The sequence below is a fragment of the Agarivorans sp. TSD2052 genome, from assembly GCF_023238625.1.
In the GTDB taxonomy this organism is placed as follows: domain Bacteria; phylum Pseudomonadota; class Gammaproteobacteria; order Enterobacterales; family Celerinatantimonadaceae; genus Agarivorans.
The window spans coordinates 2,927,386-2,953,063 of sequence record NZ_CP096670.1 but is presented as its reverse complement, the minus strand read 5'-3'; the positions used below and the strand labels follow the sequence as shown (position 1 = coordinate 2,953,063).

Annotated in this window: 22 protein-coding genes; 13 read left to right on the top strand and 9 right to left on the bottom strand. The window is 45.3% G+C overall.

Features of this window, described 5'->3' with window-relative positions; all coding sequences use genetic code 11:
- Positions 1 to 136: 136 nt before the first annotated feature.
- Together M0C34_RS13390 and M0C34_RS13385 are read right to left on the bottom strand one after the other, a co-directional pair.
- Positions 137 to 1,168 carry a YcjF family protein gene (locus M0C34_RS13390; RefSeq protein ID WP_248712187.1) on the bottom strand — a complete coding sequence of 344 codons (1,032 nt, stop codon included), beginning with the start codon at positions 1,166 to 1,168 and terminating at the stop codon, positions 137 to 139.
- On the bottom strand, positions 1,165 to 2,580 hold the full coding sequence (locus M0C34_RS13385) for a YcjX family GTP-binding protein (protein ID WP_248712186.1): 1,416 nt from the start codon (positions 2,578 to 2,580) through the stop codon (positions 1,165 to 1,167). The genes M0C34_RS13390 and M0C34_RS13385 overlap by 4 nt, the downstream gene beginning before the upstream one ends.
- A gap of 680 nt (positions 2,581 to 3,260) precedes the next feature.
- On the opposite strand from M0C34_RS13385, the gene M0C34_RS13380 reads away from it, so the two are divergent.
- From M0C34_RS13380 to betA, 7 genes are all read left to right on the top strand, one after another.
- A complete protein-coding gene (locus M0C34_RS13380; protein ID WP_248712185.1) occupies positions 3,261 to 4,976 on the top strand; it encodes a carbohydrate-binding module family 20 domain-containing protein in 1,716 nt (571 codons plus the stop codon).
- Positions 4,977 to 5,735: 759 nt separating this feature from the next.
- The gene (locus M0C34_RS13375; protein ID WP_248712184.1) at positions 5,736 to 6,056 is read left to right on the top strand and encodes a hypothetical protein; all 321 of its coding nucleotides are present in this window, start codon (positions 5,736 to 5,738) and stop codon (positions 6,054 to 6,056) included.
- Positions 6,057 to 6,153: 97 nt separating this feature from the next.
- Complete coding sequence (locus tag M0C34_RS13370) at positions 6,154 to 7,068, top strand: hypothetical protein (RefSeq protein ID WP_248712183.1); 915 nt, start codon at positions 6,154 to 6,156, stop codon at positions 7,066 to 7,068.
- 384 nt (positions 7,069 to 7,452) lie between these two features.
- A complete protein-coding gene (locus M0C34_RS13365; protein ID WP_248712182.1) occupies positions 7,453 to 7,764 on the top strand; it encodes a DUF1330 domain-containing protein in 312 nt (103 codons plus the stop codon).
- A 255-nt stretch (positions 7,765 to 8,019) separates the two neighbouring features.
- On the top strand, positions 8,020 to 8,613 hold the full coding sequence (gene betI / locus M0C34_RS13360; RefSeq protein ID WP_248712181.1) for a transcriptional regulator BetI: 594 nt from the start codon (positions 8,020 to 8,022) through the stop codon (positions 8,611 to 8,613).
- Between the two features lie 47 nt (positions 8,614 to 8,660).
- Positions 8,661 to 10,115 carry a betaine-aldehyde dehydrogenase gene (betB, locus tag M0C34_RS13355; RefSeq protein ID WP_371923135.1) on the top strand — a complete coding sequence of 485 codons (1,455 nt, stop codon included), beginning with the start codon at positions 8,661 to 8,663 and terminating at the stop codon, positions 10,113 to 10,115.
- A 72-nt stretch (positions 10,116 to 10,187) separates the two neighbouring features.
- A complete protein-coding gene (gene betA, locus M0C34_RS13350) occupies positions 10,188 to 11,885 on the top strand; it encodes a choline dehydrogenase (RefSeq protein ID WP_248712179.1) in 1,698 nt (565 codons plus the stop codon).
- Between the two features lie 37 nt (positions 11,886 to 11,922).
- On the opposite strand, the gene M0C34_RS13345 is transcribed toward betA, so the two are convergent.
- Positions 11,923 to 13,083, bottom strand: coding sequence for a 3-phenylpropionate MFS transporter (locus M0C34_RS13345; protein WP_248712178.1), 1,161 nt, complete (start codon positions 13,081 to 13,083; stop codon positions 11,923 to 11,925).
- A gap of 241 nt (positions 13,084 to 13,324) precedes the next feature.
- Here M0C34_RS13345 and M0C34_RS13340 point away from each other — a divergent pair, with 241 nt between their 5' ends.
- From M0C34_RS13340 to M0C34_RS13330, 3 genes are all read left to right on the top strand, one after another.
- On the top strand, positions 13,325 to 14,041 hold the full coding sequence (locus M0C34_RS13340) for a substrate-binding periplasmic protein (protein ID WP_248712177.1): 717 nt from the start codon (positions 13,325 to 13,327) through the stop codon (positions 14,039 to 14,041).
- Between the two features lie 100 nt (positions 14,042 to 14,141).
- Complete coding sequence (locus M0C34_RS13335) at positions 14,142 to 15,008, top strand: bifunctional transcriptional activator/DNA repair enzyme AdaA (RefSeq protein ID WP_248712176.1); 867 nt, start codon at positions 14,142 to 14,144, stop codon at positions 15,006 to 15,008.
- On the top strand, positions 15,001 to 15,480 hold the full coding sequence (locus M0C34_RS13330) for a GNAT family N-acetyltransferase (protein ID WP_248712175.1): 480 nt from the start codon (positions 15,001 to 15,003) through the stop codon (positions 15,478 to 15,480). The genes M0C34_RS13335 and M0C34_RS13330 overlap by 8 nt, the downstream gene beginning before the upstream one ends.
- Before the next feature lie 62 nt (positions 15,481 to 15,542).
- Here the strand turns inward: M0C34_RS13330 and M0C34_RS13325 are convergent, their stop codons facing one another.
- The 4 genes from M0C34_RS13325 to M0C34_RS13310 all read right to left on the bottom strand — a co-directional run bounded on the left by M0C34_RS13325 (position 15,543) and on the right by M0C34_RS13310 (position 18,905).
- On the bottom strand, positions 15,543 to 15,749 hold the full coding sequence (locus tag M0C34_RS13325) for a cold-shock protein (protein WP_248712174.1): 207 nt from the start codon (positions 15,747 to 15,749) through the stop codon (positions 15,543 to 15,545).
- Positions 15,750 to 15,998: 249 nt separating this feature from the next.
- On the bottom strand, positions 15,999 to 16,658 hold the full coding sequence (locus tag M0C34_RS13320) for a tRNA-uridine aminocarboxypropyltransferase (RefSeq protein WP_248712173.1): 660 nt from the start codon (positions 16,656 to 16,658) through the stop codon (positions 15,999 to 16,001).
- Positions 16,659 to 16,750: 92 nt separating this feature from the next.
- A complete protein-coding gene (locus M0C34_RS13315; protein WP_248712172.1) occupies positions 16,751 to 17,116 on the bottom strand; it encodes a hypothetical protein in 366 nt (121 codons plus the stop codon).
- A 178-nt stretch (positions 17,117 to 17,294) separates the two neighbouring features.
- A complete protein-coding gene (locus M0C34_RS13310) occupies positions 17,295 to 18,905 on the bottom strand; it encodes a glycoside hydrolase family 43 protein (RefSeq protein ID WP_248712171.1) in 1,611 nt (536 codons plus the stop codon).
- 91 nt (positions 18,906 to 18,996) lie between these two features.
- Here M0C34_RS13310 and M0C34_RS13305 point away from each other — a divergent pair, with 91 nt between their 5' ends.
- Together M0C34_RS13305 and M0C34_RS13300 are read left to right on the top strand one after the other, a co-directional pair.
- Positions 18,997 to 19,872, top strand: coding sequence for a helix-turn-helix transcriptional regulator (locus M0C34_RS13305; protein ID WP_248712170.1), 876 nt, complete (start codon positions 18,997 to 18,999; stop codon positions 19,870 to 19,872).
- Between the two features lie 124 nt (positions 19,873 to 19,996).
- Positions 19,997 to 21,433 carry a DUF2867 domain-containing protein gene (locus tag M0C34_RS13300; protein WP_248712169.1) on the top strand — a complete coding sequence of 479 codons (1,437 nt, stop codon included), beginning with the start codon at positions 19,997 to 19,999 and terminating at the stop codon, positions 21,431 to 21,433.
- Between the two features lie 107 nt (positions 21,434 to 21,540).
- Here the strand turns inward: M0C34_RS13300 and M0C34_RS13295 are convergent, their stop codons facing one another.
- Entirely contained in the window at positions 21,541 to 22,593 is a 1,053-nt protein-coding gene (locus tag M0C34_RS13295; RefSeq protein ID WP_248712168.1) for an aldo/keto reductase, read from the bottom strand.
- A 165-nt stretch (positions 22,594 to 22,758) separates the two neighbouring features.
- Between M0C34_RS13295 and M0C34_RS13290 the strand changes: the two genes are divergently transcribed.
- On the top strand, positions 22,759 to 25,122 hold the full coding sequence (locus M0C34_RS13290; RefSeq protein ID WP_248712167.1) for a helicase-related protein: 2,364 nt from the start codon (positions 22,759 to 22,761) through the stop codon (positions 25,120 to 25,122).
- 19 nt (positions 25,123 to 25,141) lie between these two features.
- Here the strand turns inward: M0C34_RS13290 and M0C34_RS13285 are convergent, their stop codons facing one another.
- Positions 25,142 to 25,678, bottom strand: a complete 537-nt coding sequence (locus tag M0C34_RS13285; protein WP_248712166.1) for a cytochrome b — start codon at positions 25,676 to 25,678, stop codon at positions 25,142 to 25,144.

The window sequence follows — 25,678 nt, the reverse complement described above, 5'->3', positions numbered from 1 at the left end:
GCTGCCCCAAACATTGCCTCTAGTTTGTTTAGCAAGCCCACAAGCACAGCAAATTATTGTTAAGTGTGTGCGGGCTTTAAAACTAAAAACGGTGATGAAGCCGTTGTTATCGAGGTAGTTTTATCTTTCGATGTTATTAGGTGCTGAGTTTTTGTTTTACCTTCTCAAGCAGCATGCCTTTTAGCTGTTTGGTTTTTGGCTTGTTATTCAAGGTCCAGGGTACTGGACGGCATTGTTCCATGGTTTTAAAGCCAAGCCGGGCGGTTAACAGGCCTGCACCAATACCTTGGGCGGCTTTGCCAGATAGTTTAGCGGTAAGCTCTGCCCCTAATAAATCGCTGCCAACATCGGTAATTACTTCACTGGCGGCGGCATAAATCATATTGGCGAACACCTTTTTAATCAGCCTAATTCGGCTTAGATAACCTAGCTCGATACCATAGATCTTGGCGACGGCTTCAATCATCTTTATGTTGCGCCAAAAAATAATCAGCATATCCACCATGGCCAGCGGGCTTATTGCAACTAGCACCGCTGCTTCGCCAGCCCATTTGCTAATGGCTTGTTTGGCGCGGTTATCTAGCGGCGTAAGCACGGTTTCGCTGTATAAGCTTACGATCTCTTGGCTGCTATGGCTGTCATTTAACCAATTTTTCCACGTGAGGTATTCTTGGCTATCATTTAGGCCCTGTAATGTGGCCAGTTTTTTACAATATGCTTTTGCCCTGCGGCTGTCGCCATCGTTTACGGCATCAGCTTGTAGCCAGTGTTCGCCTAGTTGGTGTTCTTTTTGGTAATGCTTTAAGCGGCGCAACTTTCGCAGTTCTTTTACCGCTATGGCCAATAGGCCAGCAACAATGCTGGCTAGTATTGCACTGTAAATGGCCGCTCTTATCGGTGAGGCTTGCCATAATTCGGCAAGGCTTAAGGCCATTTCAGTAATGGCCACAACAATTGCTGCGCTAAACCCATATTTAAGCCATGGGCTGGTTTTTTTGGGGCTTAAGTCGATGTCGAGAGCTTCATCGCTGGTGGGCTCTGGATCTTCTTGCCAAGCTTCGTTGCTCATCACTTGTTTCGCCGCCAATGCTTGTTCGCTAGGTTTGGTATTGGCTTTAAGCTCTGGGTCGGCATTAAGCACTTGGCGCTGTTTAATCGGGGCGGTCATTTAAATTTATCTCCTAGCAAAAACTCAATGGCTTGGTCGATGCGGATATGTGGTAAGGCACTATAAGGGTTAGCTTGCGGTGGCTGAAAAGGACTAAATTCGAAACCTTGCTGCTGCCAAAAATTTTGTTTAGGCAAGCTGCTTGGCACCTCACCAGGGAACAGGGTAGTTGGCTGCTGGTTGTTAGCATCACTTTGCAATATGCCCTTTAAAGCGTTAATAGATTCGCCATTTAGTTGAGCCTTACCGGTTTGAGTGGCTTTAATCGACGCCAGTGCTACGGTGCTGGTGTTAATACCTTCAAATTTAACGTGGCGTTTGCCCTCGGCCACCACTTCGCTTAGCAAACTCACTAAATGGCTATGTTGCTCTGGCGTAACATGGTCAGCCTTGGTTGCGGCAAATAGCAGTTTGTCGATGTTAGGTGAAAACAAACGGCGTAAGATGCCAGATTGCCCATAATTAAAGCTGTGCAGTATTTGGTTTACCGCTAACTGCATGTCACTAAAACTGTCGTGGCCGCTGTTTAGCGGGGTGAGGCAGTCTACTAACACGATTTGACGGTCAAATTTAACAAAGTGTTGCTGGTAAAACTGCTTAACTACATGCTCTTTGTAGTATTCAAAACGCTGATTTAACAGTGTTAGGGTGCTGTCTTTATTATTCGTTTTAGCGGCCGCTAGCGCTGGCGAAATGGGGAAAAAAGCCAATACTGGGGCACCAGCTAATTCACCCGGCAATACAAAGCGGCCTGGTTGAATATGATGCATACCTAATTCACGTTTACATTGATGTAAGTACTCGGTGTAGGCCTTGGCAATGTCGGCTATTTGAAGCTCGTTGGCGCTTTGCTGAATATCAAGCTGTTGGGCCAAACTTTGCCAGTGTTCGGCAAGCTGCGCTTTGCGAGAATCTTTCAAACTGAGCGCGATATGCTCACACCACTGAGCGTAATTCATATTTAATAGCGGTAAATCTAACAACCACTCGCCAGGATAATCAACAATGTCTAGGTTGAGCGTGGCGCTATGGTTTAGTTTGCGCCAAAACAGCGATTGCGGGGTATAACGCAGTTTTAAGCGTATTTCGCTCACCCCATGGGTGGGCGAAGGCCAGCAAGGTGGTTGGCTTTGCAGCGCGTCTATACCTCCTTGGTAGTCAAAACTGGCTAAGTGTAAATGCGGCTGTGGGATGCGTTTAGCACCTAAAAAGCGATGTTCTCGCGCTAATTGCCATAACGGTAGTTGGTGGTTTTCGGCACCCATTAATAGCTGATTAACTAAAGAAGTAATAAACGCCGTTTTACCCGCACCACTTAAGCCTGTAACGGCCAAGCGCAGATGCTGGTTCATGCTTAATTTAGCCAAATCATCAGCTTTACGTTTAATACTTGATAATCGGGAATGATTCATGGATGCAGCAACAGCCTTATTTAGTGTGACGAGTAATCAATATCGGGGCGAATAGCGCTTGATTCAAGTTTAGGCGATGCCGCCCAGGTTTTTTCAATGAATTGCGTAAGACTCAATGTAGCAAATATTGGTATGCGACAAGATTAAATTTTGTTCATTTAGCGGGTTACGCGAGCCAGTAACATGGCGTTGCCAAATAGCAGCCTCCATTCCACTAAGGTCAAATGCGTGGTGAAAACCCCCCGTTTAAAAGCCGATTTAATGATTTAAGCGGGTGCTTGTTACCACAGAATATAGCGACCATGTAAAATTATACTGGGCTTTGTTTTGCCCAGTGGCAATGTCAACCAGATATAAGGTTTATCAGACTGTTAGCTCACACTTTAGAATATTTGTTTTATAGTCGATTGACACTGAGTTATTAGTTAGTAGATTACATAAAGTTGATGTTTTTTTGATCAGTATCGGTTTCAAGCAAGCATCAACAAAAGAGTGACACACTCTACATTGATCACAAGGGCTGGTGATATTGCGCTGGAACGGTGGGGATCTCCACAATACAGAGTTATGTATTGATGCTCCCATTGTTTTGCAACTATAAATTAAAAGTAGACGTGCATTTTACCGATGGGTCTTTGTGTTCATTCAATATAGTAATCAAGGGAAAGGATATACTAATAATGAAACATAAGACAAAAGCGAATGCTATAAATACGTGCCTACTCGGCACCTCATTAGCCATGTTTTCACAACTGGCTAGTGCCGATGTGATCTTGCATGCATTTGATTGGCGGTATTCAGAAGTGGCAGCAAAAGCGGCTGAAATCGCAGAGATTGGCTACAAAAATGTATTGGTGGCTCCGCCGCTAAAATCTGATAGTAGCAACTCGCAATGGTGGGCGCGTTATCAGCCCCAAGATTATCGCGTGATTGATAATAATCGCGGTAATAAAGAAGACTTTCAAAACATGATTAATGCTTTGAATGCTCATGGTGTTAAAACCTATGCAGATATTGTTATTAATCAAATGGCCAATGAGCGCGGCAATTCTACTTACTTCCCCGGCTATGAAACTCTCAACGACTATTCGAACAACAGCGATTACTGGAACCGCCAAAAACTGTTTGGTGATTTGAGCAATGATTTATTTACACCAGGTGATTTTCACGCGGGTTTCTGTATTACTAACTGGACCAATGTTTGGGAGTCGATGAACGGCCGTATTTGTGGGGGCAATGGTGATCCAGGATTACCAGATTTAGATCCTAGTAACTATGTTCGTGAGCAGCAACGCAATTACGTTCAAGCAATCAAAAACATGGGGGTCAGCGGTTTTCGTATTGATGCTGCCAAACACATGACCACGTGGCATATTAACCAAGTTTTTGACGCTTCAATCAAACAAGACATGTACCTATTTGGTGAAATTATCACTGGTGCGGGAGCGGGTAATGCCGATTATGATACCTTCTTAGAACCGTATTTACGTGAAACATCACACAGTGCTTATGACTTCCCGTTATTAAAAACACTGCGTGATGCCTTTGATAGTAACGGTAGCCTAACGGCTTTAGCCAACCCTAAATCTTGGGGCGGCGCTATTGATGGCATTCGTGCATTAACCTTTACTATCACCCATGATATTCCAAGTAATGACGGCTTCCGCTATCAGATAATGAGTGAAGGCAATGAACACCTTGCTTACGCTTATATCCTTGGGCGTCAAGAAGGTGTACCGATGGTATTTAGTGATAACACCGGTGTTGATAATGGCCGTTGGGTAGATGACTACAAACAAGATAACTTGAAAGCAATGGTTAAATTCCATAATGGCGTTCAAGGTGCCGATGAAGAGGTATTGTATGCTGATCAGTGTGCTTTAGTTTTCCGTCGTGGTCAGGCTGGCCTAGTGGGAATTAACAAGTGTGGTTATAGCAAAGACATCAGTATTGATGCGGCTAATTTAAATCATGACAAAAGTTATGCTGATGTATTTACCGGAGCAAGCTTCCAAGTTAGCAGTAACAACTACACCATTAACGTTCCAGCTAGCTCAGCAAGAATGTGGTTAGTAGACTCGGTGATTATTGACCCAACCGACAATGTGAACGTGAGCTTCACCTGTAATAATGGTTATACCAACATGGGTGATAGTGTTTATGCCGTAGGCAACAATAGCGCATTGGGGAATTGGCAAGCAGCTAATGCCGTATTACTCAATCCAAGCAGCTACCCCACATGGACCGCGACTATCCAGCTACCTAAATCGACGGATATAGAATGGAAATGTATTATTCGAAACGAAAGCAACCCTAGCAATGTGATTCAGTGGCAATCGGGTGGCAACAACTCGGTTAATACTGGAACCGGCACATCAACCACGGGGAGTTTTTAATTTTCCCTAGGCTAAACAACACCAATAAACATACTTAACACGAGAGTATTTCAGCCTTTAGGTAGTAATACTAATCGGTTAAGCGTAATTAGTTGGTGAACAATGGTTTATTGATATCAACATCCGAGTGTCATTAATTGCACTCGGATTTTTTATAGGCTTTGTATGCTGCTTGTTGTACTTGCCATACTGCGTTATCAAACTGCTATACAAAAAGTTGAACACTGACTATTGATAAAATTAAAATAAAACATCAAAGTAGACAATCAGTTAAAGGAAGAGTGCTCGAAGACGAACAGGTTTCGCTAGGCCACGCTTTTTGCATAGTGCTTTGGTCATAAGGTGATATCTATCAAGGGGCCTATTGTCGTTTTCATATTATTGGGTCACTGATAGCTTGCTTCAATAATGTCATTTCTCCAGATGTGCAGGTCGTTGATTGATGTCGGGGAAAGTCAATTCAAGTAAAAGTAACAATAACAATGACACACATGCAGCTTAGAAAGCGCTCAAAACAGTAGTTACAGATCAGCTAGTTGGCTTAGGCAATGGACAGCAGTCCCAATCTCGACAACACCCTTCAACACACTCATTAGGCTTGAGACGGACGGTTACAAACCGTTTACCAATGAAGCAGATGATGCAGGAGGTTTTCCTCCAACGGTGTTATTTGATAAAGAGTGAACATAAAAACGGATTAACTCGCCTAGAAAATTTGGATTGAACGCCAAATCTACGCGCACTATTTGGAGATTTAGAGTGCATAACCTAGAAGAAATTAAACAACGTTCTGCGTCAGATAATGAGTTAGTTGTTTGCTATACCGACGCTATGGCGCTGCTCAGTATTTACGAGTTAAGTCATACGAAGGTGCTTGGGTGGGAAGGATGGATGAAGTATAAGAATGGTAATATTGGACACTCAAAAAAATATCAAGGGACGGTAGATTTATCTGCTTTGCCCAAAACATCAGCGATCACTCTTTGCAAGAGTACTATTATGCAAGCTTTTACAGAGTGGCAAGAAAAACCAGAAGCTAGTGAAGCAAGTCTTTTGTTCTGTATTACGACTAATACCTAATAAACAATGGATTCAAGCTCAAATGTCTTGCCTTTTGATTGGGCTTTGGGCTCATAAACTTGCCACAAAATATGGGCGTTAGCTTTAAGAAATGATTATGAATAAATATTTGGATAAAGGTAAAAGCTTCTTAAACACAGCAAGCTGTAAGCTTTCAAGTGAAGTTAGCTCTGGTTTAGGCTTTATTAAAGGCGCCATAGGTGATCTTCCGGTATTGATGTCTCTTGAGCGTTCTTCAAAATATGATTTGAAGTATGATGAGAAGCACTATTTTGTGATTCCTTTCAAGACGTCTGAAGTAGGTTTTTCTTTGCATACGATGCGCTATCTTCCAGATTCGGTCCCAGAGATTAACGATTTACCTAAGCGTCGGGTATTTCATTTTCCAAACCCTTATTATGAGGGTTGTTTACGCGAGCATATGCTTAATGGTGCTCGCGAGTTAGTCACTGAGCAGTCAGGTGGCGTGCCCAATACCTTAGCAAAGCTCGCTGATGATATTGATGCTCTAGATAATAAGTTAACTTACGGCATGCTGTTTGTAGGGGGGTTAGCTGCGATTTTCAATCCCGTTGTTGGAGTGGGTATCGCTGCTAAAGCCTTACTCCCTAGCGCTACAGTGCTACTCACAAAGTATGGACTAAGGCCAGTAGGCGAGAAGTTTAGTCAGTCTCAGCTTAGTAAACAGATCAAACAGGCAGAGCGTAGAGTGTTAAAGCAGTTCGCAGAGTCTAGTACCATAAAAGTGATAAATCCGATCCTTCAAGAGCTGGAGATTGCTTTACGTACTGACGCTGAAGAGCATGACCCTTTGACTGACCCTAATATGGCATCAGGCAGTATTCCCGAGTTAAATGGTGAACATTGGCGTGAGCTAACTGAGCGTGCAGTTTATCATGTATACAAAGATACCTACGAGACCCCGTCCAGACATAAAGCTGCGTCTCTTGGCCCCGAAGATATACGCTGGTTTGACGTACTATTTGCCTGTGTGAAAGCTGAAAAAAAGTAAGCTAGTCATCCTAGCTATTTTTGCTAGTTCTTCACAAAAAATGGCGAAGATGCATATATGTAGTTGTTGCGGTTTTGGAGAAGAATTGGAGCATTATTGATTGACTCGTTGTTCTTAGGTATTTTGGGCCTTGTTTTAGTTTTTCTCTTGAAGGTACCTTTGTTCAGTCAGGTAATTTGTGTAGCGTAAACTCTAACAAAGTAATTCGTCGGGCGCTGTCGTTATCTGACTCAGTAGGCGCTTTAGTCAAACTAGATAAGGTGTGTACTTACCATTTAATGGGTAAAAAGCCTCGGTAATACATAACTGAAATGAAAGCCATCGGCGTCAAGTTTACGCGCAAGAGCTTGAGTTACGTCGCCGCCACTGAACTTTGGAGTAAATATGTCTTTTGAAAGAATCATCGGATTAGACGTTATTAATGATGAGCAATACCAACAATATCGTAAAAATATGATGCCAATACTTCATTCATTTGGTGGCAGTTTTGGTTACGATTTTAAAATTGCAGAAGTCTTGAAATCAAAAACGGATGACAGCATAAATCGTGTGTTCACCATTGAGTTTCCTGATAAGCAAACGATGGAACGCTTTTTTAATGATTCCGCTTATCTTGCTGTCAAAAAACAGTACTTTCAAGATTCGGTAAAGTCGGTAACCACCATCGCTATGCATGAAAAAATATCTGATCAATAAATAAACAAGCGCCGAGCAACCCTTGGCTTCAGGGCATTTTTATACTCCCCTCTATCGCTCATAATGTATCCTCAAGTGGAGTGGTATCGGCTCCCTATTTCCCCCCGCTCAAAACGTCTTGTTTAAACCCAATTTACTGGCAACTCGGCTGGCTTAAAAGGCTTTAGCTCATTGACTAAGTTTTGACTTTTTTCAAGAGTCGTGTAAATTTATTTTTAATTGAACGTTCAATTAAGAAACATTTGAGTAACCGTTATGCCTAAAGTTGGAATGCCTGAAATACGCCGCCCGCAATTGGTAGACGCCACAATGGCGGTGATAAATGACGTGGGTTTGTCAGGGGCGAGCGTCACCTTGATCAGTAAAAAGGCCGGGGTGTCGTCAGGGATTATTCATCATTACTTTGGTGGCAAACATGGTTTATTAGAAGAAACCATGCGCACTGTATTGCGACAATTATCTACGGCGTCTATAGAGCATCTTCGCGCTGTTGACCCGAACAATGTTACTGCGCGAGTAAAGGCGATTGTTGCGGCCAATTTTGATGGCTATCAAGTTGAAGGCAAAGTGGTTAAAACATGGTTGGCGTTTTGGGCGCAGGCTATGCACGACGGCTCATTACATCGTTTGCAACGGGTTAATGAGCGGCGCTTATTGTCTCACCTGCGCTACGAGCTCAAACAAGTGTTGCCAGCTGATCAAGCGCTGTTTGTAGCGCAGGGCATTGCCGCGTTAATTGATGGCATTTGGCTGCGAGGCGCACTTAACCCTGATGGGATCTCTGCTGAAAAGGCCCAAGCGCTCATCGCAGACTATCTAGAAAAGCAACTCGCTCCTTACTTGAGCTAAGGTTTAGCTATCCATACTCCACCAATTATCAAGGCATTTTGATGAACATGAAGTCTCTTTACATCCATGGCAAAGCAACTGAGTCCTCGTCAGTAGAAAGCTTTATCACCCTTAACCCTGCAAACGGTGAAGTGCTGGCCGAGCTGGGGCAGGCATCTTCAGAAGATGTAGACCGTGCTGTAGCGTCAGCCCAACAGGGTTTTAAAGTGTGGTCTTTGATGAGTGGTATAGAGCGTGGGCGCATTATGATGCGCGCCGTGGCCATACTGCGAGAGCGAAATGATGAACTGGCCGCACTAGAGGTGAAAGATACCGGCAAGCCTATTCAAGAAGCGATTGAAGTAGATATTGCTTCGGGAGCGGATGTGATTGAATACTACGCGGGGCTGGCTGCTGCGATTCAAGGGCAACAACAAGATTTAGGGCACGGACAATTTTTTTATACTCGGCGTGAGCCGTTGGGTGTATGCGCGGGGATTGGCGCTTGGAATTACCCGATTCAGATTGCCATGTGGAAATCAGCCCCCGCCTTGGCCGCTGGTAACGCCATGGTGTTTAAGCCGTCAGAAGAAACACCGTTGTCGGTATTAAAGCTAGCTGAAATTTTTACCGAAGCAGGCGTGCCCGATGGTGTTTTTAATGTGGTGCAAGGTGATTATCGAGTTGGACAAATGCTATCTCGCCACCCCGATATTGCTAAGGTGTCTTTCACTGGTGAGTCTGGCACTGGCAAGAAGGTCATGGCCGATGCGGCCGCTACGCTAAAAGACATAACCATGGAATTAGGCGGTAAATCACCGCTGATAGTATTTGAGGATGCCAAATTAGATAACGCGGTATCGGGGGCTATGTTGGCGAATTTTTATACCCAAGGTGAAGTATGTACTAACGGTACCCGGGTGTTTGTACAGGACGCTATTTATGATGAGTTTTTGGAACAACTGGCGCTCCGCACTAGCAAATTGAAGGTTGGAGACCCGAATGATATGGCGACCCAAATTGGCGCGCTTATCTCTGCTGAGCATATGGAAAAGGTGTTAAGTTTTATAGACGCAGGCAAAGCGTCTGGTGCGCGGCTGGTGTGCGGCGGCGAGCGCGCAACAGCGAATGGGCTAGATAAAGGCTACTTTGTACAGCCAACTATTTTTGCAGATTGTAGTGACGATATGCCGCAAGTTCAGGATGAAATATTTGGCCCTGTTATGTCGGTTCTGCGCTTTAGTGATGAAGATGAGGTGATTACACGCGCCAACGCAACTCAGTACGGTTTAGCGGCTGGATTGTTTACCCAAAACCTTTCGCGTGCTCATCGAGTTATCGCCCAAATAGAAGCGGGCATTTGTTGGGTAAATACTTGGGGCGGCTCGCCAGCAGAAATGCCAGTTGGTGGCTATAAACAATCGGGTATTGGCCGAGAAAACGGTATTGAAACATTGAATCACTACACACAAAACAAGAGTGTGATGATTGAGCTAGGTGACCTTGAATGTCCTTATGAATAACCGTAACCATCAGAGATTTTAGCGAGTGCCTATATACGAGTTTTCAGCTTCTTCGCTGAACAAGGACGCAACATGAACACCACTTATGACTACATTATCGTTGGCGCAGGCTCTGCTGGCTGTGTATTGGCCGACCGCTTAAGCGCCTCAGGCGAACACTCGGTATTGCTACTGGAAGCGGGGGGCAGTGACCGAAGTATTTTTATTCAAATGCCCACGGCGCTGTCGTATCCGATGAACAGTGATAAGTATGCTTGGCAGTTTGAGACTCAGCCTGAAGCCGGGATCGATAGCCGCCGTTTACATTGCCCACGAGGTCGAGTATTAGGGGGAAGTTCTTCCATTAATGGCATGGTGTATGTACGTGGTCATGCCTGCGATTTTGATGAGTGGGTCGAGCATGGCGCAGCAGGCTGGAGCTATCAAGAGTGCTTGCCGTATTTTCGCCGCGCTGAATCGTGGATAGGCGGTGAAGATGCCTACCGAGGAGGCGATGGCCCCCTTGCGACCTGCAGCGGTAATAACATGACACTTAACCCTCTTTACCAAGCCTTTATTGAGGCGGGGCAACAGGCGGGTTACCCCACAACCGATGACTACAATGGCTATCAACAAGAGGGCTTTGGCCCAATGCATATGACCGTAGACAAAGGTGTACGAGCATCCAGCTCAAACGCTTACCTACGTGCTGCTATGAAGCGCAAAAACCTTACCCTTAAACAAGGTGTTGTAAGCCGTAAAGTGTTGTTGAAAAATAAGCAGGCGATAGGCGTAGAAATAGAGATTAGTGGGCGTATTCAATCGATTTACGCTGAACGCGAAGTCGTGCTGACGGCAGGTTCGGTGGGGTCTCCACAACTGTTGCAGTTGTCGGGTATTGGCCCTAAAGCAGTGTTAGCCAAGGCTGGCATTGCGCTAGAGCATGACTTACCCGGTGTGGGGGAAAACCTGCAAGACCACCTAGAGGTGTATTTTCAATATGCTTGTCACCAGCCGATTACGCTTAACAGTAAACTAGGGCTGATTAGCAAAGGCTTGATCGGAGCCCGCTGGATACTACGAAAAGATGGATTAGGGGCCAGTAACCACTTTGAGTCTTGTGCCTTTATTCGTTCGCGCGCCGGATTGAAATGGCCCAATATTCAATATCATTTTTTGCCTGCGGCCATGCGTTACGACGGCCAAGCGGCTTTTGATGGGCATGGTTTTCAGGTGCATGTTGGGCCAAATAAACCACAAAGCCGCGGCCGCATATGGGTGACGTCGGCAGATCCACAGGCAAAGCCCAATATTGAATTCAACTACATTAGCACTGAGCAAGATAAACAAGACTGGCGTGATTGTATTCGTTTAACTCGAGAAATATTGGCTCAAGCCGCTATGGATAGCTACCGAGGGAAAGAAATTCAACCTGGTGTTGATGTTAACAGTGATGAAGAGATCGACCGATGGGTTAGGCAAAATGTAGAAAGCGCCTACCACCCATCTTGTAGCTGTAAAATGGGGGCTGATAACGACCCCATGGCTGTAGTTAACAGCCACTGTCAGGTTTATGGGATCCGTGCTCTGCGTGTTGTGGACTCATCAATATTTCCCACTATTCCAAATGGAAATCTTAATGCGCCAACTATTATGGTCGCCGAAAAGGCCGCCGATGCCATTTTGGGAATTGCCCCCCTTGCGCCATCACATTCAGCCACTTGGATAGCACCTCATTGGCAAACCAAGCAGCGAGAGGGAAGTGCAGACCGACCAAGTTTCCCTGAGTAATACCGCTAATATAGCAATTGCTGCCTTAAACGCTGCCTTAAGTACTGCGCTTGGCGGCTCGACCATTGATAAGTAGCAACGGAATTGCTAAGGCTGATAAACTGGCCATCATTAAGAAAATACCAGCACCTAATGGTTCATATAAGGCACTGCTGATAAAGGTAAGCAAAGCGGTGCCCATGTTTAAGGCGATGGCAGAATACAAAGCCTGCAAGGGAATAGCTTGTGATTTTGGCGCTTCGCTGGCGATGTATTTAATCGCGGCGAGTTGAGTTAGCGCAAAGGTTAGCGCATGTAATCCTTGCGACAGCATCATTAATGATAAAAACTCGGTGCTACCAAATACACCCCAACGGATTACGCCCCCCACTGCAGCCAGTAAAAACATCTGGTTGGCATTCCAGCTTTTAAACCACTTGCTACCAAAAATAAGAATCGCCATTTCTAGTGCAACACCAATTGACCACAAATAGCCAATGGTAGATTCGGCATAGCCAATGCTTTTCCAATACAGGGTGCTATAGGCGTAATAGGCGGCGTGAGAGCCTTGGATTAACGCCGTTACCGCGATAAATTTTAGCGCGTGTTTTTGTTTTAGCACGGCCCATAAACGGTTGTTTACCGGCTCGCCGTCGTGTTCTTCATCGACCAGTGGTGCCGCAGGCGTTAATAAACTTAAGCCCCACATAAGCACCAATGACCCTAAGGTGGCGTAAAGAATAAGAGAGTGAGAAAAATAAGTAAGGCCAATGCCCAATAAGGTTGAAGAAACAATGAAGGCGATAGAGCCGAATACCCGTACGCGACCGTAGTCGAGTTGTAACTGGCTAACCCATTTGGTGGCTACGGCATCACCCAAGGGGATCAGCGTTGCAATAAAGAAGTTAGCGGCCAGAGTAAGAAGGGTTAACCAAAAGTAACCATTTAACCAGCATAGGCTGGCAACCACTAAGATGCTGGCAAAACTCACCCAGCGGATCCCTGGTAGCAAGTGTTTCGCTGATTTTATTCGTGGCATGAGCAACACATTACCCAGAAAACGGGCTAACATGCCAAAACCTAGCAATAGGCCTATTTGACTCGGGTCTAAACCTTCGCTTTCTAACCAGAGCGCCCAAAAAGGCAAAAATATGCCCCAGGCAAAAAATAAGCCTGAGAAATATAAACTAATCCAACTGGCCGCTTTGGGTTTAAACACGTTACCGAACCTTATACTGCATTTTGCCAGTATTATAGCGCTTATCGCTAAACAAAATAGCAGCATTTTTTGGCCGTTTACTAGTAAATTCCGTTTCGTTTGTTCACTCGGCCTTAAATGGTTTTAGCGGAGTGTCTCTGCTGGCGAGAGGCCAATTTTTTTGTAAACTAACATCGATTACTTGGTCTAGAATTTAAGTGAGGTATTAGCTGGTTGTGCAGTTTATTTGTAAAGGGGTTATGTGTTTAAAAATCTAAGCTTGGCTGTGGTTTTACTTACCGCTAGCAGTGCACTTAAGGCGACGGAATCGGTTCACTTCGCTGCCATAGAGCATTTGTTTGAGCAGAAGGTAGGAATAGCGGTATTAAATACGGTATATAACAAACTGGGCATAAGCCTAAAGGTATCTAGTCTGCCAGCTAAACGAGCGCAGTCTGCGGCGGTTAACGGTTTAGTTGACGGCGAAGTCATGCGAGTTTGGAGTTACGGTGAACAAACCGCCAATATGATCAGAGTTCCCACACCTTACTATTCGTTAGAGTCGACGGCGTTTTATCTAAGCACAAAGAAGGCTCCTGTGGCGACGTTATCTGATCTGCCTAACTGTAAAGTCGCTATTGTACGGGGGGTGAAACATAGTGCAGATCTTACCGCCACCTCAGATAAAGTTGTTGAACTAGACTCTACCGATAAAGCGTTGGGTTTTATGCTTAAACAGCGTGCCGATTTGGTATTAACTAATAAGCTTGATGGAATCGTTGCCCTACAGCGTATGGGAGTGGAAAAGCAAGTAAGTTATTCGCGCCCTTTAGCGTTTTTTCCTTTATATCACTACATTCACGAAAGCCGAGCAGAGTTGGTGCCTTTGGTTGATGAGGAGCTTAAAAAGCTGATTGCATCCGGTGAAGTCGCGCAAATCATTCTGCAAACAGAGCTACAACTGCAGCAAGCCAATTAGATTGCCCCATGGTTTCCCATTTTTGTTACTTTGCCATTATCGGGTCGAGCTGGAGTGGGTATTCAGTTAAAGTGTCTGGCAAAGCAAATAAGGAGTGACAATGGAGCAGCGGTCTTTGCAATCTCAGCGAGAGTATCAACAAATCAGCCAAGCCATGGCCTATTTGATTGATCACCAAGAGCAACAGCCTGAGTTAGCCGATTTGGCTAAAATCGTTGGTTTTAGTGAATCACATATGCAGCGCTTGTTTAGCCAATGGGTAGGTGTATCGCCTAAACGTTTTTTGCAATATCTTACTTTGCAAAAGGCGCGTGAGCAGTTAGCTGAGACGAGCTCAGTGATAGAGCTGGCTTACGATTTGGGCTTATCGAGTGGTGGCCGCCTTTACGATTTATTTGTTAATGTTGAAGCGGTCACTCCTGGCGAGGCTAAAACCCTAGGCCAAGGCTTGAACATTGTTTATGGCTGGGGGATCACTCCTTTTGGTTGGGCTTTTGTAGCCAGCACTGAGCGTGGCATTTGCCAGTTGAGCTTTTGTGAGGCGGATGCCGATAATACGCCTTTGCAAGAGCTTGTTAAGGCATGGCCAAAGGCCAATTTAGAGGTCAATAATATGCGTAGCCAAAGTCTATTAACGCGGGTGTTTACTCCGTATCAGGATAAACAAAAACCCTTGTCGTTATGGCTTAAGGGGACTAATTTTCAGTTGCAGGTGTGGCAGGCTTTATTAAAACTACCTTTTGCTAGGCTGTGCTCTTATCAACACTTAGCCCAGCAAGTCAGCACTGCTAATGCAACCCGCGCGGTGGCGAGTGCAGTGGCTAAAAACCCTATTGCTTTTATTATTCCTTGTCATAGAGTGATCCGTAGCAATGGCGCCTTAGGCGGTTACCGATGGGGTGTAGACCGTAAACACTTAATGATGGGCCGCGAGGCTGCACTTAAGGAACAAGTATTGAATGACTGAGTTAGTTAGATTACAAGCCTTGTCACACGCGCATATATCTCCCTTAATGGCCTTGCGAGTTGCCGATCAGCAACAACATTTTGTTAAGCCCATTGCTCAAATATTAAAAGAGTTAAGCGCTGGCCAAAGCGCGCATGTCATGTTGGTCGAACAGACGGTGGTGGGGTTCTTTGTCATAGATAGCGACTATCCTTATCAAGATGTATTTGCGCTTTCAGCAGGCTGCTTATTGCGTTCTTTTTTTGTAGGGAAAAACGATCAAGGTAAAGGTTATGGCTTTGCTGCAGGGGCGCAGCTAAAACGGTATTTGGCGACATTAAATGTTCAACAGCAACAACTCGCATTAACAGTAAATTGCCGTAATAAGGCTGCTCAGGCTTTGTATTTAGCTTGCGGTTTTGAAGACAGTGGAGTGTTGTATCAAGGAGGACCAGCGGGGCCACAACATATCTATTTTATGGATTTAGCTTAGCGTAGAACAGGGGGGAAGATAGGAAGCACAACCAATCCCATGGTTATGCTTCTTGAAGTTATTTATACAACTTCTACGTTGGCCGCTTGTGGGCCTTTTTGACCGTCTTCAACGTCAAATGCTACTTTCTGGCCTTCTTCAAGTGATTTAAATCCACCACCAAGAATCGCACGGAAGTGTACAAACACATCTGCGCCAGACTCTTGAGAAATAAAACCGAACCCTTTCTTTTCGTTAAACCACTTAACGGTACCAGTGCTTTTAGACATTGTGTCTCCTGAACAATTGAAATAATACTCTATTTTTTAGTTTGCTTGCCTTTGCAGAGCTTCATAATTTGTATAAATTATGCCCTGTCTTATCAAGCGGGAAACATCATAACAACAACTTACGTATTTGGCATAGTCTCAAATAATAGCAAAATGGCTTTTGCTTGATAACGTTTTCAACGGCGTGAGCTAACTCACGAAAGTGTTAGCTAAAATGTCGGGTAAATGGCATATAACTGGTGAAAAAGCCTACTGATGATTTCTTCCTGCGAGAGTTTGTTGAGTAAAAGACTTAAAGCGCTGTTCTAACAGTTTGGCATTATTGTGTTCACCGTTCATCGCTAAAAGCTGAGCCGCCACCTCGGCTGTGGCCCACTGTCCTTTTACCGGGCTAGAGCGCAAGCCATAACGTGAAGCTTGCTCGGGGTTAATCGAGATCACCGGAAATTGATCTAACCAAGGGCTTTGATGGAACATTTTTCGCGCTTCTCGCCAGCTGCCATCCAGCATAATAAACAAGGGTTTTTGGCCTTGCGGGGGGGCAATGTCATGATGAACACGCTGCGGCTCACTGAAATGGGCAGGGAAAACCACGTAAGGCTGCCATTGTTGTTGGTGACATAAGTTTAGTAAGGCTTGGCAAGGTTCGGTTCGTTGCCAAATAAATGCATGGGTATCAGGAATGATGTCGGCGATAAAACGGCCCGTATTGCTTGGGCGCAACACTTCCATATTGTGCATTAATAAGGCAAAACCACAGTGACTGGTTTGCAGAATAGCTTGGTCGCAGAAACAATGCTGTTGTGGCATTTGGCATGTTTCGCAACGGACTCGGCGCGCGCCTCTGCCTTTAAATGTGGTCGTTGCAGCGGCTTTTCGCTCGGCATAAAGAGATAAAAAACGATTCACTAGAATAGATGCCTGCATAAAAAGAGGCCGATTATAGCTGAGGCTGTTGCTTAACTCTATGGCGAGTATTGTCGAGCATGAAGCCAGCGTTTTTAACGAAACAAGTATTGTCTTGGGTAACCAAAGTAGCGGCGAATTCGGTGGTGTTGAAATAACAGAGCGCTAATAAAGTGGAATAGCGCGACGAGACCAAGAATCACTGCCATGCGCATCCATGGTTGGTCATAAGCGCTACGCAGCACATATATCTCGGCCAGCGTGTTTATCCATTCAGCAGTGAGCAGTAGCATAGCTAATTGGTTGAAACGTAAGCACATTGGATGGCGAATAAGTACGCTAAAAAAGCCCATGATACAAAGGCTAACGTAGATGTGTTGTTGGGCATGGTAGAAGTGAGCAGCACTTAGCAGAAAGCAAAAGCAAGATGGTGCGAGTAACAAACGGATTTTTGAAGTCATATTTTGCTGCTAAATGGTTAAAAATAATGCAGTGAGTGTGGCGTTCTATTGCTAGCAAGATACTGATTTAAATCAATTTAGAGATTCAAAATTGATGTGGAAGAGAAAAAGTAAGAGTTAGATCGCACTAGCCAAGTAGCTTGGCCAGTGCGCTGCTTTTGTTGCTAACCAGCTTGCGTCAATCTAGAACTTTGTATTCAAAGTAGTCAAAATCAGCGGGAATATGCTTGCCAGTTAAGTCGCAGGCAAATAAACCTAGCAAACTACCGGTGAAACGAAAGATGTCACCGCTGCCTTCATCAGATAAAAAGGTCGCGTTAAGGGTAGGGCCAATTTTTTGCCAGTTGCTACCATCTAATGAGTAGCTGAATTGATACCATTGCGTGTCCAGTTCTAGGCGCATATAAATGCGCTGGCAAGTGCCAACGAGTATTTCGTCGGTGTATTCTTGATATTCATCGTTGATATCACCCACTAGTTGCACGGTTTGTTGGCCCGCATCGTTGGCCGAGCTTTTTAAGAAGTAATGACCGCCACGCGAATAGTAGGCCACTAAACCGGCCATTTGTCTTGGCGATTTGGGCTCAAATTCTACTGCGGTTTCGCTGATGCAATTAAATGCGGTTAAACGCTGGGCTAATAGGCTTTGATTGTAGCGAGAGTATAGGTAATCTCGGCCAACCAAGCGCGCATAACCTGGACGCTGAGTTAAAGAGAACCACGATTCGTCAAAGGGGTCTTTTAATGACTGGTATTTATCTGCCAGCTTGGCATGCTCAAAATCATCTCGACTGGCTTCTTCAGCCCAAGGGTGAGCGGCTAATTTAGGCGCCTGAATTTCAATGCGAGGTGTGGTCCCCCCCACCACATATGGCCAGTTGTCACGCCACTCTACATTTTGTAATGCTGTTTCACGCCCTAAGGTACAGCGACCTTGGCCGTATTTTAGAGTATTCGCTTGATTGTCGGGATCGGCAATGGGGCGGCCGCATAAGTGCGATAGGAACCACTCATTGTTTTGGGTTTCAACTAAGAAGCCATGGCCCGCACGTTGTAATTCGGCATCATCTTGATGGCGAGACGTAAGAATAGGGTTATGTGGGTGAACCTCGTACGGTCCCCACACATTTTTGGCTCGACAAACGGTCACTGCATGGTCGTAAGACGTTCCGCCTTCTGCGGTAATTAGGTAGTACCAACCGTCTTTTTTTAGAATTTGTGGGCCCTCGGTACAGCCCAGCTTAGTGCCTTCAAAAATAATTTTGTCATCACCTACTAACTGACCTTTCTCTGGGTCAAACTCTTGTAAAATAATACCCCCAAAGAAATCAGTATTTTTACGGCCATCCCACACCATATTTAGCATATATTTTTTGCCATCGTCGTCATGAAATAACGAGGGATCAAAGCCGTAATTGCCAATTGAAACCGGTTTGCTCCACGGGCCTTTGATGTCTTCAGCGCTGACCACATACGCAGGGGTAGACATCCACGTACCGCCTCGGCAAGAGTGAACATTAGAGAAGCAACACCAAAACTTGCCATCGGCGTAGCTTAGTGCCGGCGCATATACGCCTTCAGAGTTATCCATACCGCGCATATCAAGATGCTCTACGGTGTTAAGAACATGGCCAATGATTTTCCAGTTAACCATGTCTTTTGAATGGTGAATCATAATGCCAGGAAACCATTCAAAGGTTGAGGTCGCGATATAGTAGTCATCGCCAACGCGGATAATAGATGGATCAGGTCTAAAGCCTGTAAGAATAGGGTTAGTTATAGTCGCCATAATCACTCCTGAAGTTAGTGCTGTTAATTTATTGCTTTAATGCCGGCTAATATGTAATGTTTAGACTGTTTTATATTAAATTATTGCTATTATGGCCGCGCACGCTCTCAGTTTTGAAAACATCCATCTTCCGCAAGGTAAGCCTTACTACCTTAGGCGTTTTCATATCATTGAAGAGCCTAAGTTAGTTATTCCTACTCATTTCCATATGTTGGGTGAAATTATGCTGTTTAAGAAAATAGCAGGGCAGGTAGGAATAAATGGGCAGACCGTAGAATTAAGTGACAATGCCTTGGTATTTATTCCTTCGTTGGGCATGCATGAAATGGAAATGGAAGGGGTTGAACGCGAGTTTAGTTTGCTGCAGTTTGAACACTATTTGTTTAGTGAGCTCAAACTGCTAGATATTAGCTCGCAATTAGAACAAGCCTTGGTGATTCAATTAAACGAGCAACAAGCCAGTTTTTTGCATAGCCAATTTGCATGGTTACAAAGTGTTGATGAAGACAGCGAAGGGCGAAACCTAGCTTACAGTTTATTACGAACCATTTTCTTGTTTTTGGCTCATCAGCGACAAGGCGCGCTATTTAACTCAGAGCAAGCTTCGGTAGCGCTTCGAGAAAACAAGGGTTTGTCTAAAATAGTTCCTTTGTTACATCACTTAGAGAACCAGCAAACCCTTAATTTAAGCTTGCAGCAGGCTGCGGATATATGCGGTATGTCTAAGTATCATTTCTCTCGGGTATTTAAGTCTTTATTTGACCAAAACTACAAAGATTACATTCTTAAACGCAAGATCAATACGGCGGTGGCAATGCTCAGTGACAGTAAACAGAGTATTACGCAAATTGCCTATGCGTGTGAGTTTTCAGATAGCGCCTATTTTTGTGCCAAATTTAAGCAGGTAATGGGGGTGTCACCAGGCAAGTTTCGCCAATCAACAGAAACGGTATTGTCTTTCCCTTAAGTAATTAGTGGCGAATCGTTTTTAAACGCTTATTCATTTAGTTACTTAGTCACGCGGCGTAGCCAAAATCGTCTACTCTAGAGAAGACGATTTAGCGTTATTCAAATGAAAGGGAAGGATCGCGATGCGAATATTAGTGATTGGCGCTTTGGGTACCATTGGTCGAAAGTTAGTACCCGCCTTGGTTGAGGCAGGCCATGAGGTTAATGTTTCTTCTCGCGACCCGCAAAAACAAGTACCTTGGCCAGAGCTAGCTTGCCCTCGTTTCACTTTAGATTTATTGGACGCAAAGTCATTACCTGACGCCTTGGTCGGTATTGAACTGGTGTATTACTTAATGCATGGCATGAGTGATGGACAAGCTCATAGTGAATTAGAGGCTGTAGCGGCGAAAAATTTGGCTAATGCGGCCAGTGAAGCAGGCGTTTCTCGGATTATTTATATGGGCAGCTTAGTGTCGGCTCAGCCTAAGTCTGAGCACATGCTAGCGCGTATTGCGACCGGTGAAGCCCTAGCTGCCAGCGGTGTAGCAGTCACTGAATTACGCGCTGGAATTATTATCGCACCGGGCTCGGCTGCCTTTGAAGTGATGCGCGATTTAGTCGGCCACATGCCGCTGGCTTTAGTCCCCAAGGCAATCGATACCCAAGCGCCGCCAATTGCTCTAGTTAACGTGCTTTACTATTTGGTCAAACTAGCCGATATGCCCGAAACCGCCGGTATGGTGTTAGATGCGGCTGGGCCAGAGTGGTTAAGTTATAAAGATTTGATGCTCAAAATTGCTAAACATTTAAACAAGTCGATAAAAATTATAGTGTTACCCGGCTTGCCAATTGGTTTAGCCTGCCAGGTGCTAGGGGTGATTACTTCGGTGCCTCAAAGTTTGGCTAAAGCGCTAATCGCCGGGTTAGCAGAACAATTGCAAGCTAAGCCTGATGAATTACGAGCATTGATCCCCCAGTCATTAATTGGCCTCGACCAAGCTATAGAAATGCTGCTAACAGAAGAGCAAGTGCAGACTTACCCTAAGCGCTGGCAAGATGGCGTACCTACCTTTCGTAACTTTTCTTCCCTGCATGGCTTTTATGTCAAGGCCGCCAAGAGAACCGTGACGGTAGCAGCTTCTCCAGCAGCCATTTGGCAAGTGATTAACTTATTGGGTGGCAAACATCGATACTTTTATTTAAATAGCCTATGGGCAATGCGCGAGTGGATGGACTTTGCCCTTGGCGGTAGCGGGCGCAATCATGGCAGAAGTGACGACGAAGCGTTAAAAGTCGGTGACCGGGTCGATTCGTGGACCATTTTGAGTGCCGAAGAAAACGATTGTTTGGTGATGCGTTTTGGCATGAAGGCCCCTGGCGGTGGAGGTATGCAAATTAGCATTGAGCCGATAAATGAAAACAACAGCAAGTTAGAAGTCGCGCTTTACTGGCATCCGGCAGGTTTTTGGGGTTTAGTCTATTGGTATTTCTTTGCGCCGTGGCATGGCTGGTTGCTTTACGGTATGACTAAAAACATGGGGCGCTTGGCCGAAAAGCTACAACAACAGTTGTCTTAATAATAAGCCACCTGGTAGGTGGCTTTTGTATATGTTTAGGCTTGCTTAGTTAGCTGTTCTGGTAATAAAAAGCCCCTCAAGTAAGGCGCTATTTAATGACAGGCTATTTAATAAGGTGCCGGGTAACGTTTAAAGACTTCGGCAATATCAGCTAAGGCTCGGCTGCTCAGAGGCTTGGCAAACGCCGCGATATCTTCTTCCAGTTGAGACATAGATGTCGCGCCAATAATGGTAGAGCTTACCCCGTTGACTTGGTCACACCATGCTAGTGCCAGTTGCGCGGGAGTATAACCGTACTGAGCTGCAATTTCGGCGTAGCCTGCCACCGCTTCATGGGCTAGTTTGGTATCGCGAAAAATGCCGTTACGTTGCATAAAGGTCCAACGGCTGCCAGCCGGAATCGCGCCATTGGCGTATTTTCCACTTAACATGCCACTGGCCAAGGGAGACCATGGCAGGTAGGCGATGTTTTCCTGTACGCAGTGCTCAATTAAATATGACCAGTCTTTAGCATGCAGTAAACTAAATTCATTTTGTATCGACACCATGCGCGGCAAATTATGTTGTTCACTCAATTTTAAATAAGTGCTAATTCCCCAAGTGGTGTCGTCGGACAAACCGCAGTGGCGAATTTTTCCTGCTTCAACACAGCGCTGTAAGCCTTGCAAAATATCTAACATTTGCGCTTGATGATCGGCGGCATCTAATTCAGTTGGCTGTATTTGGTTTGGCCAATGTTTGCCAAAATGTGGCGTTGGCCGATTTGGCCAGTGGAGCTGATATAAATCGATATAGTCTGTTTGTAATCTTTGTAGTGAAGCATCAACCGCTGCAACAATCGCATCGCCATTAATTGGCCCACCATTACGTACCCATGGTAAACCAGCACCGGCAATTTTGGTGGCGAGTATTACGTCTTTACGCTGTTGTTTATTGGCCGCTAGCCAGTTACCAATAATGCTTTCAGTTTTACCGTAGGTTTCTGCTGAAGGCGGCACGGCATACATTTCTGCGGTATCAATAAAGTTAACCCCTTGGCTAAGGGCATAGTCAATTTGTTGATTAGCATCGCTTTGGTTGTTTTGTAGGCCCCACGTCATGCTGCCTAAGCACACCCGTGACACCGACAAATTACTACTTCCGAGTTTTGAAAATTTCATATAAATTCCGTTAAACAACGTTTGCGAATAGGGCCTTAGCTTATGCTAAGCAAGAACAAATTTGCAAATTTACGTGAGCGAAAGCACTCCTTGCTGGTAGCTTGGTGCGTAGGGCGGTAATATCTCGCCAGTGAAATAACTTAGTGAATTTTTTTGGGAAGTCATGTGACCGCTGCGCGCTTAAATCCTTTACCCATCGATGCTATTCAGGCCGACTTTGTTGAAAAGTTGGCACGCACTCACCTCGTGGTTGAAGCCGCTACTGGGTCGGGTAAATCGACGCGTTTACCGCGCTGGGCTGCTGGCTTAGGAAAAGTGCTGGTGGTGCAGCCTAGGCGTATAGCTTGTGAGGCGTTGGCCAGTTATGTGGCCGAGCAAGTTAATCTTGTGGGCGAACCCTACCGCGTGGGCTATTCAATCCGTTTTCACTCTACGGTAAGGGATAACACCAACATTGCCTTTGTTACGCCAGGTATTGCTTTACGCTGGTTAGCTGAAAACCAACTGAGTGAATACGCGGTGATTATCATTGATGAATTTCATGAGCGTCGCTGGGATTCAGACTTATTATTGGCTTTAGTGAAACAAACCACGATTAGAGTGGTGGTTACTTCAGCCACCTTAGAAGGGACTAAGTTATGTGAATACTTAGCCGCTCAGCCGCTTAAAGCGGCAGGACGTGAGTACCCTGTGAGCCTAAGTTATGAAGCGCGAGAGTCCCATCATCTCCCCGATATACAGCGCATTTGCGATGCGGTGCAAAGCGCGGTCAATAAAGCCATGGCTAAAGATGATGGCGATATCTTGGTCTTCTTACCGGGGCGAGGAGAAATTCAACGCTGCCAAGCCAGTTTGGAACATGTAGACGCTGAAGTATTAGCGTTACACGCCACTATTAGTGCTGAGCAGCGCCGTTATATCTTGGATGACTCGACCAAGCATGCTAAACGGCGGGTAATTTTGGCGACCAACGTGGCTGAAACCAGCTTAACCATTCCAGGTATTAGTAGTGTGATCGATTCCGGCCTAGAGCGGCGCACTAAACAACGTGCTGGCCGTACTGTATTAAGTTTAGAGCGCATTTCACGCGCCAGTGCAGAGCAACGGCGTGGGCGTGCGGGTCGGGTTAGAGCGGGGCATTGTTATCGTCTATGGGGAGAGTTTGCGCCCTTAGAGGCGGTAACCCCGCCACAGATGCAGCGTGAAGAATTACTAGAGCCAATGTTATTTGCCGCCAGTTGTCAGTGCGCGTTGGCGCAGCTGTCTTTTTTAGAGCGGCTGCCTGAAAAATCATTGGCAATAGCGACAGAGCGTTTAACTAGCATGCAAGCTTTGGCCAGCCCAGATCGTTTATCTGATCACGGTAAGCGGCTACTTACTTTGCCCATTGATAGCTATTTTGCTCATCTCGTTAATTTGATGCCAGAGGCCGCAGAACGAGAAGCCATGTTAGATCTTGCTGCCGCTTTAAGTATTAATAAGGCGATTTTTCAACGGCCAAAATCGGAGCATGCTTTAAAGCGCCTTAATCAATGGCAACCGCAGCACTGCGATATGAGCATGTTGTTAGATTTAGTGCGGGGCAGAGCTTGGCCCGAAGAGCTAAGTATTAATCAAGAGGCCTTGGTGCAAGCTCAAGAGCTAGCCGAGCAACTGCGCAGCGTGATGGCCTTGACTGATCTGTTTGAAGCCACACCCTATAATCGTAATGCACTCATTTCGGCGATCTTGAGCGGGGCTAAAGAGTTAGTGTATCTACGCCGAGAAAAACGCACAGACGCTATGGGGAACGGTATTGCCGAATTACAACTTGGTCGAGATACGCTGTTGGCTGATGAGCAAGTTGCTGCGATAGCTTTTGATGTATTTAGCATGCCCGGACGCGGAATTAAGCAACTGATCAATATTGGTTTGTGCTTAGCGCCGGTGACCAATCAGCAGCTGGTAGATCACAAATTTGGCGAACTTGCCCCTGCCGGAAATATTGATCATCAGGGCGAGCAGCCTATGCAGCGCGTATACGCTGGTAGAGTGATTGGCACTGAATTGTTGGCGGCTAACCCTGAGCAGTACCGGCGTGGTTTAGCAATGCGCTTACTGGCAAATAGGCAAGCGAGGTTTAAGCAATTAACTCTGCAGCAAGACATAGATGCTTGGAACCTATGGACTAGCCTTGGTGAAAAACATGGGGGCGGTGAGGGGGAACCCGTTGAAGCCTTGACTTGGGTCTGTGAACATCTATGTGAGCTTGGGGTTGAAAATGCTGAAGATTTAACCCTAATAGAGCCTAGTGATATGCATTTTTCAGGGATACCTGAATGGCAGCGAGACGATTTTCAGCAGCGTTTTCCGCAGCATTTAGTGTTAGCCGAATTAAAACTGGATGTTGAATATCTTGGGCGTTCTAAGCAAGTGATTGTTCACTATCATTCGGGGACAAGAAAAGGCGGGCCAAAGCGCTGGGAATTGCCGAGCTGGAGTGGCTGGCGGGTCTTTTATAAAAAGGCCAGTAAACGGCTGGCCTTATAACCATTAGCTCGCGTAGATGCTATTTTGAGGTGATTCGTTTTAAGGTATCGTCTTTCACTATGAAGTGATGGTAAAGGGCTGCAGCAATATGCCCAACCAGAACAACGTAAAGCGCCTTACTGCCATAGTGGTGGATCAGGCCGGTTATTTCATTTAAACCTTCACTTTTTTCGCTGAAGCCAGAAATAACAAACCAATCAAAAAAGTTAATGTCATGCCCGCCAGACACAGACATTAAAGCACCTGATATTGGCATTACTAGCATCAGCAGGTACAAAGCAATGTGACCTAGGTGAGCTAATTTAAGCTTAAAGCCTTCGGCTATCGGCGCTGGAACCTGACTTACTCTGTGCCAAACAATTCGGGCGAAAACCGACACTAAGGCGAGGACACCTAACGCTTTGTGCAGGGCAAAAAATTCGAATTTCTCAGGGCTTCTAGGAAGGTAATCCATATATAAAGCGATAGCGATTAAGGCAATAAATAGCCCAGCCATCAACCAGTGAATCAGTTTACTCACTAAACCAAATTGGGTTTCATTGTTTTTTATAATCAT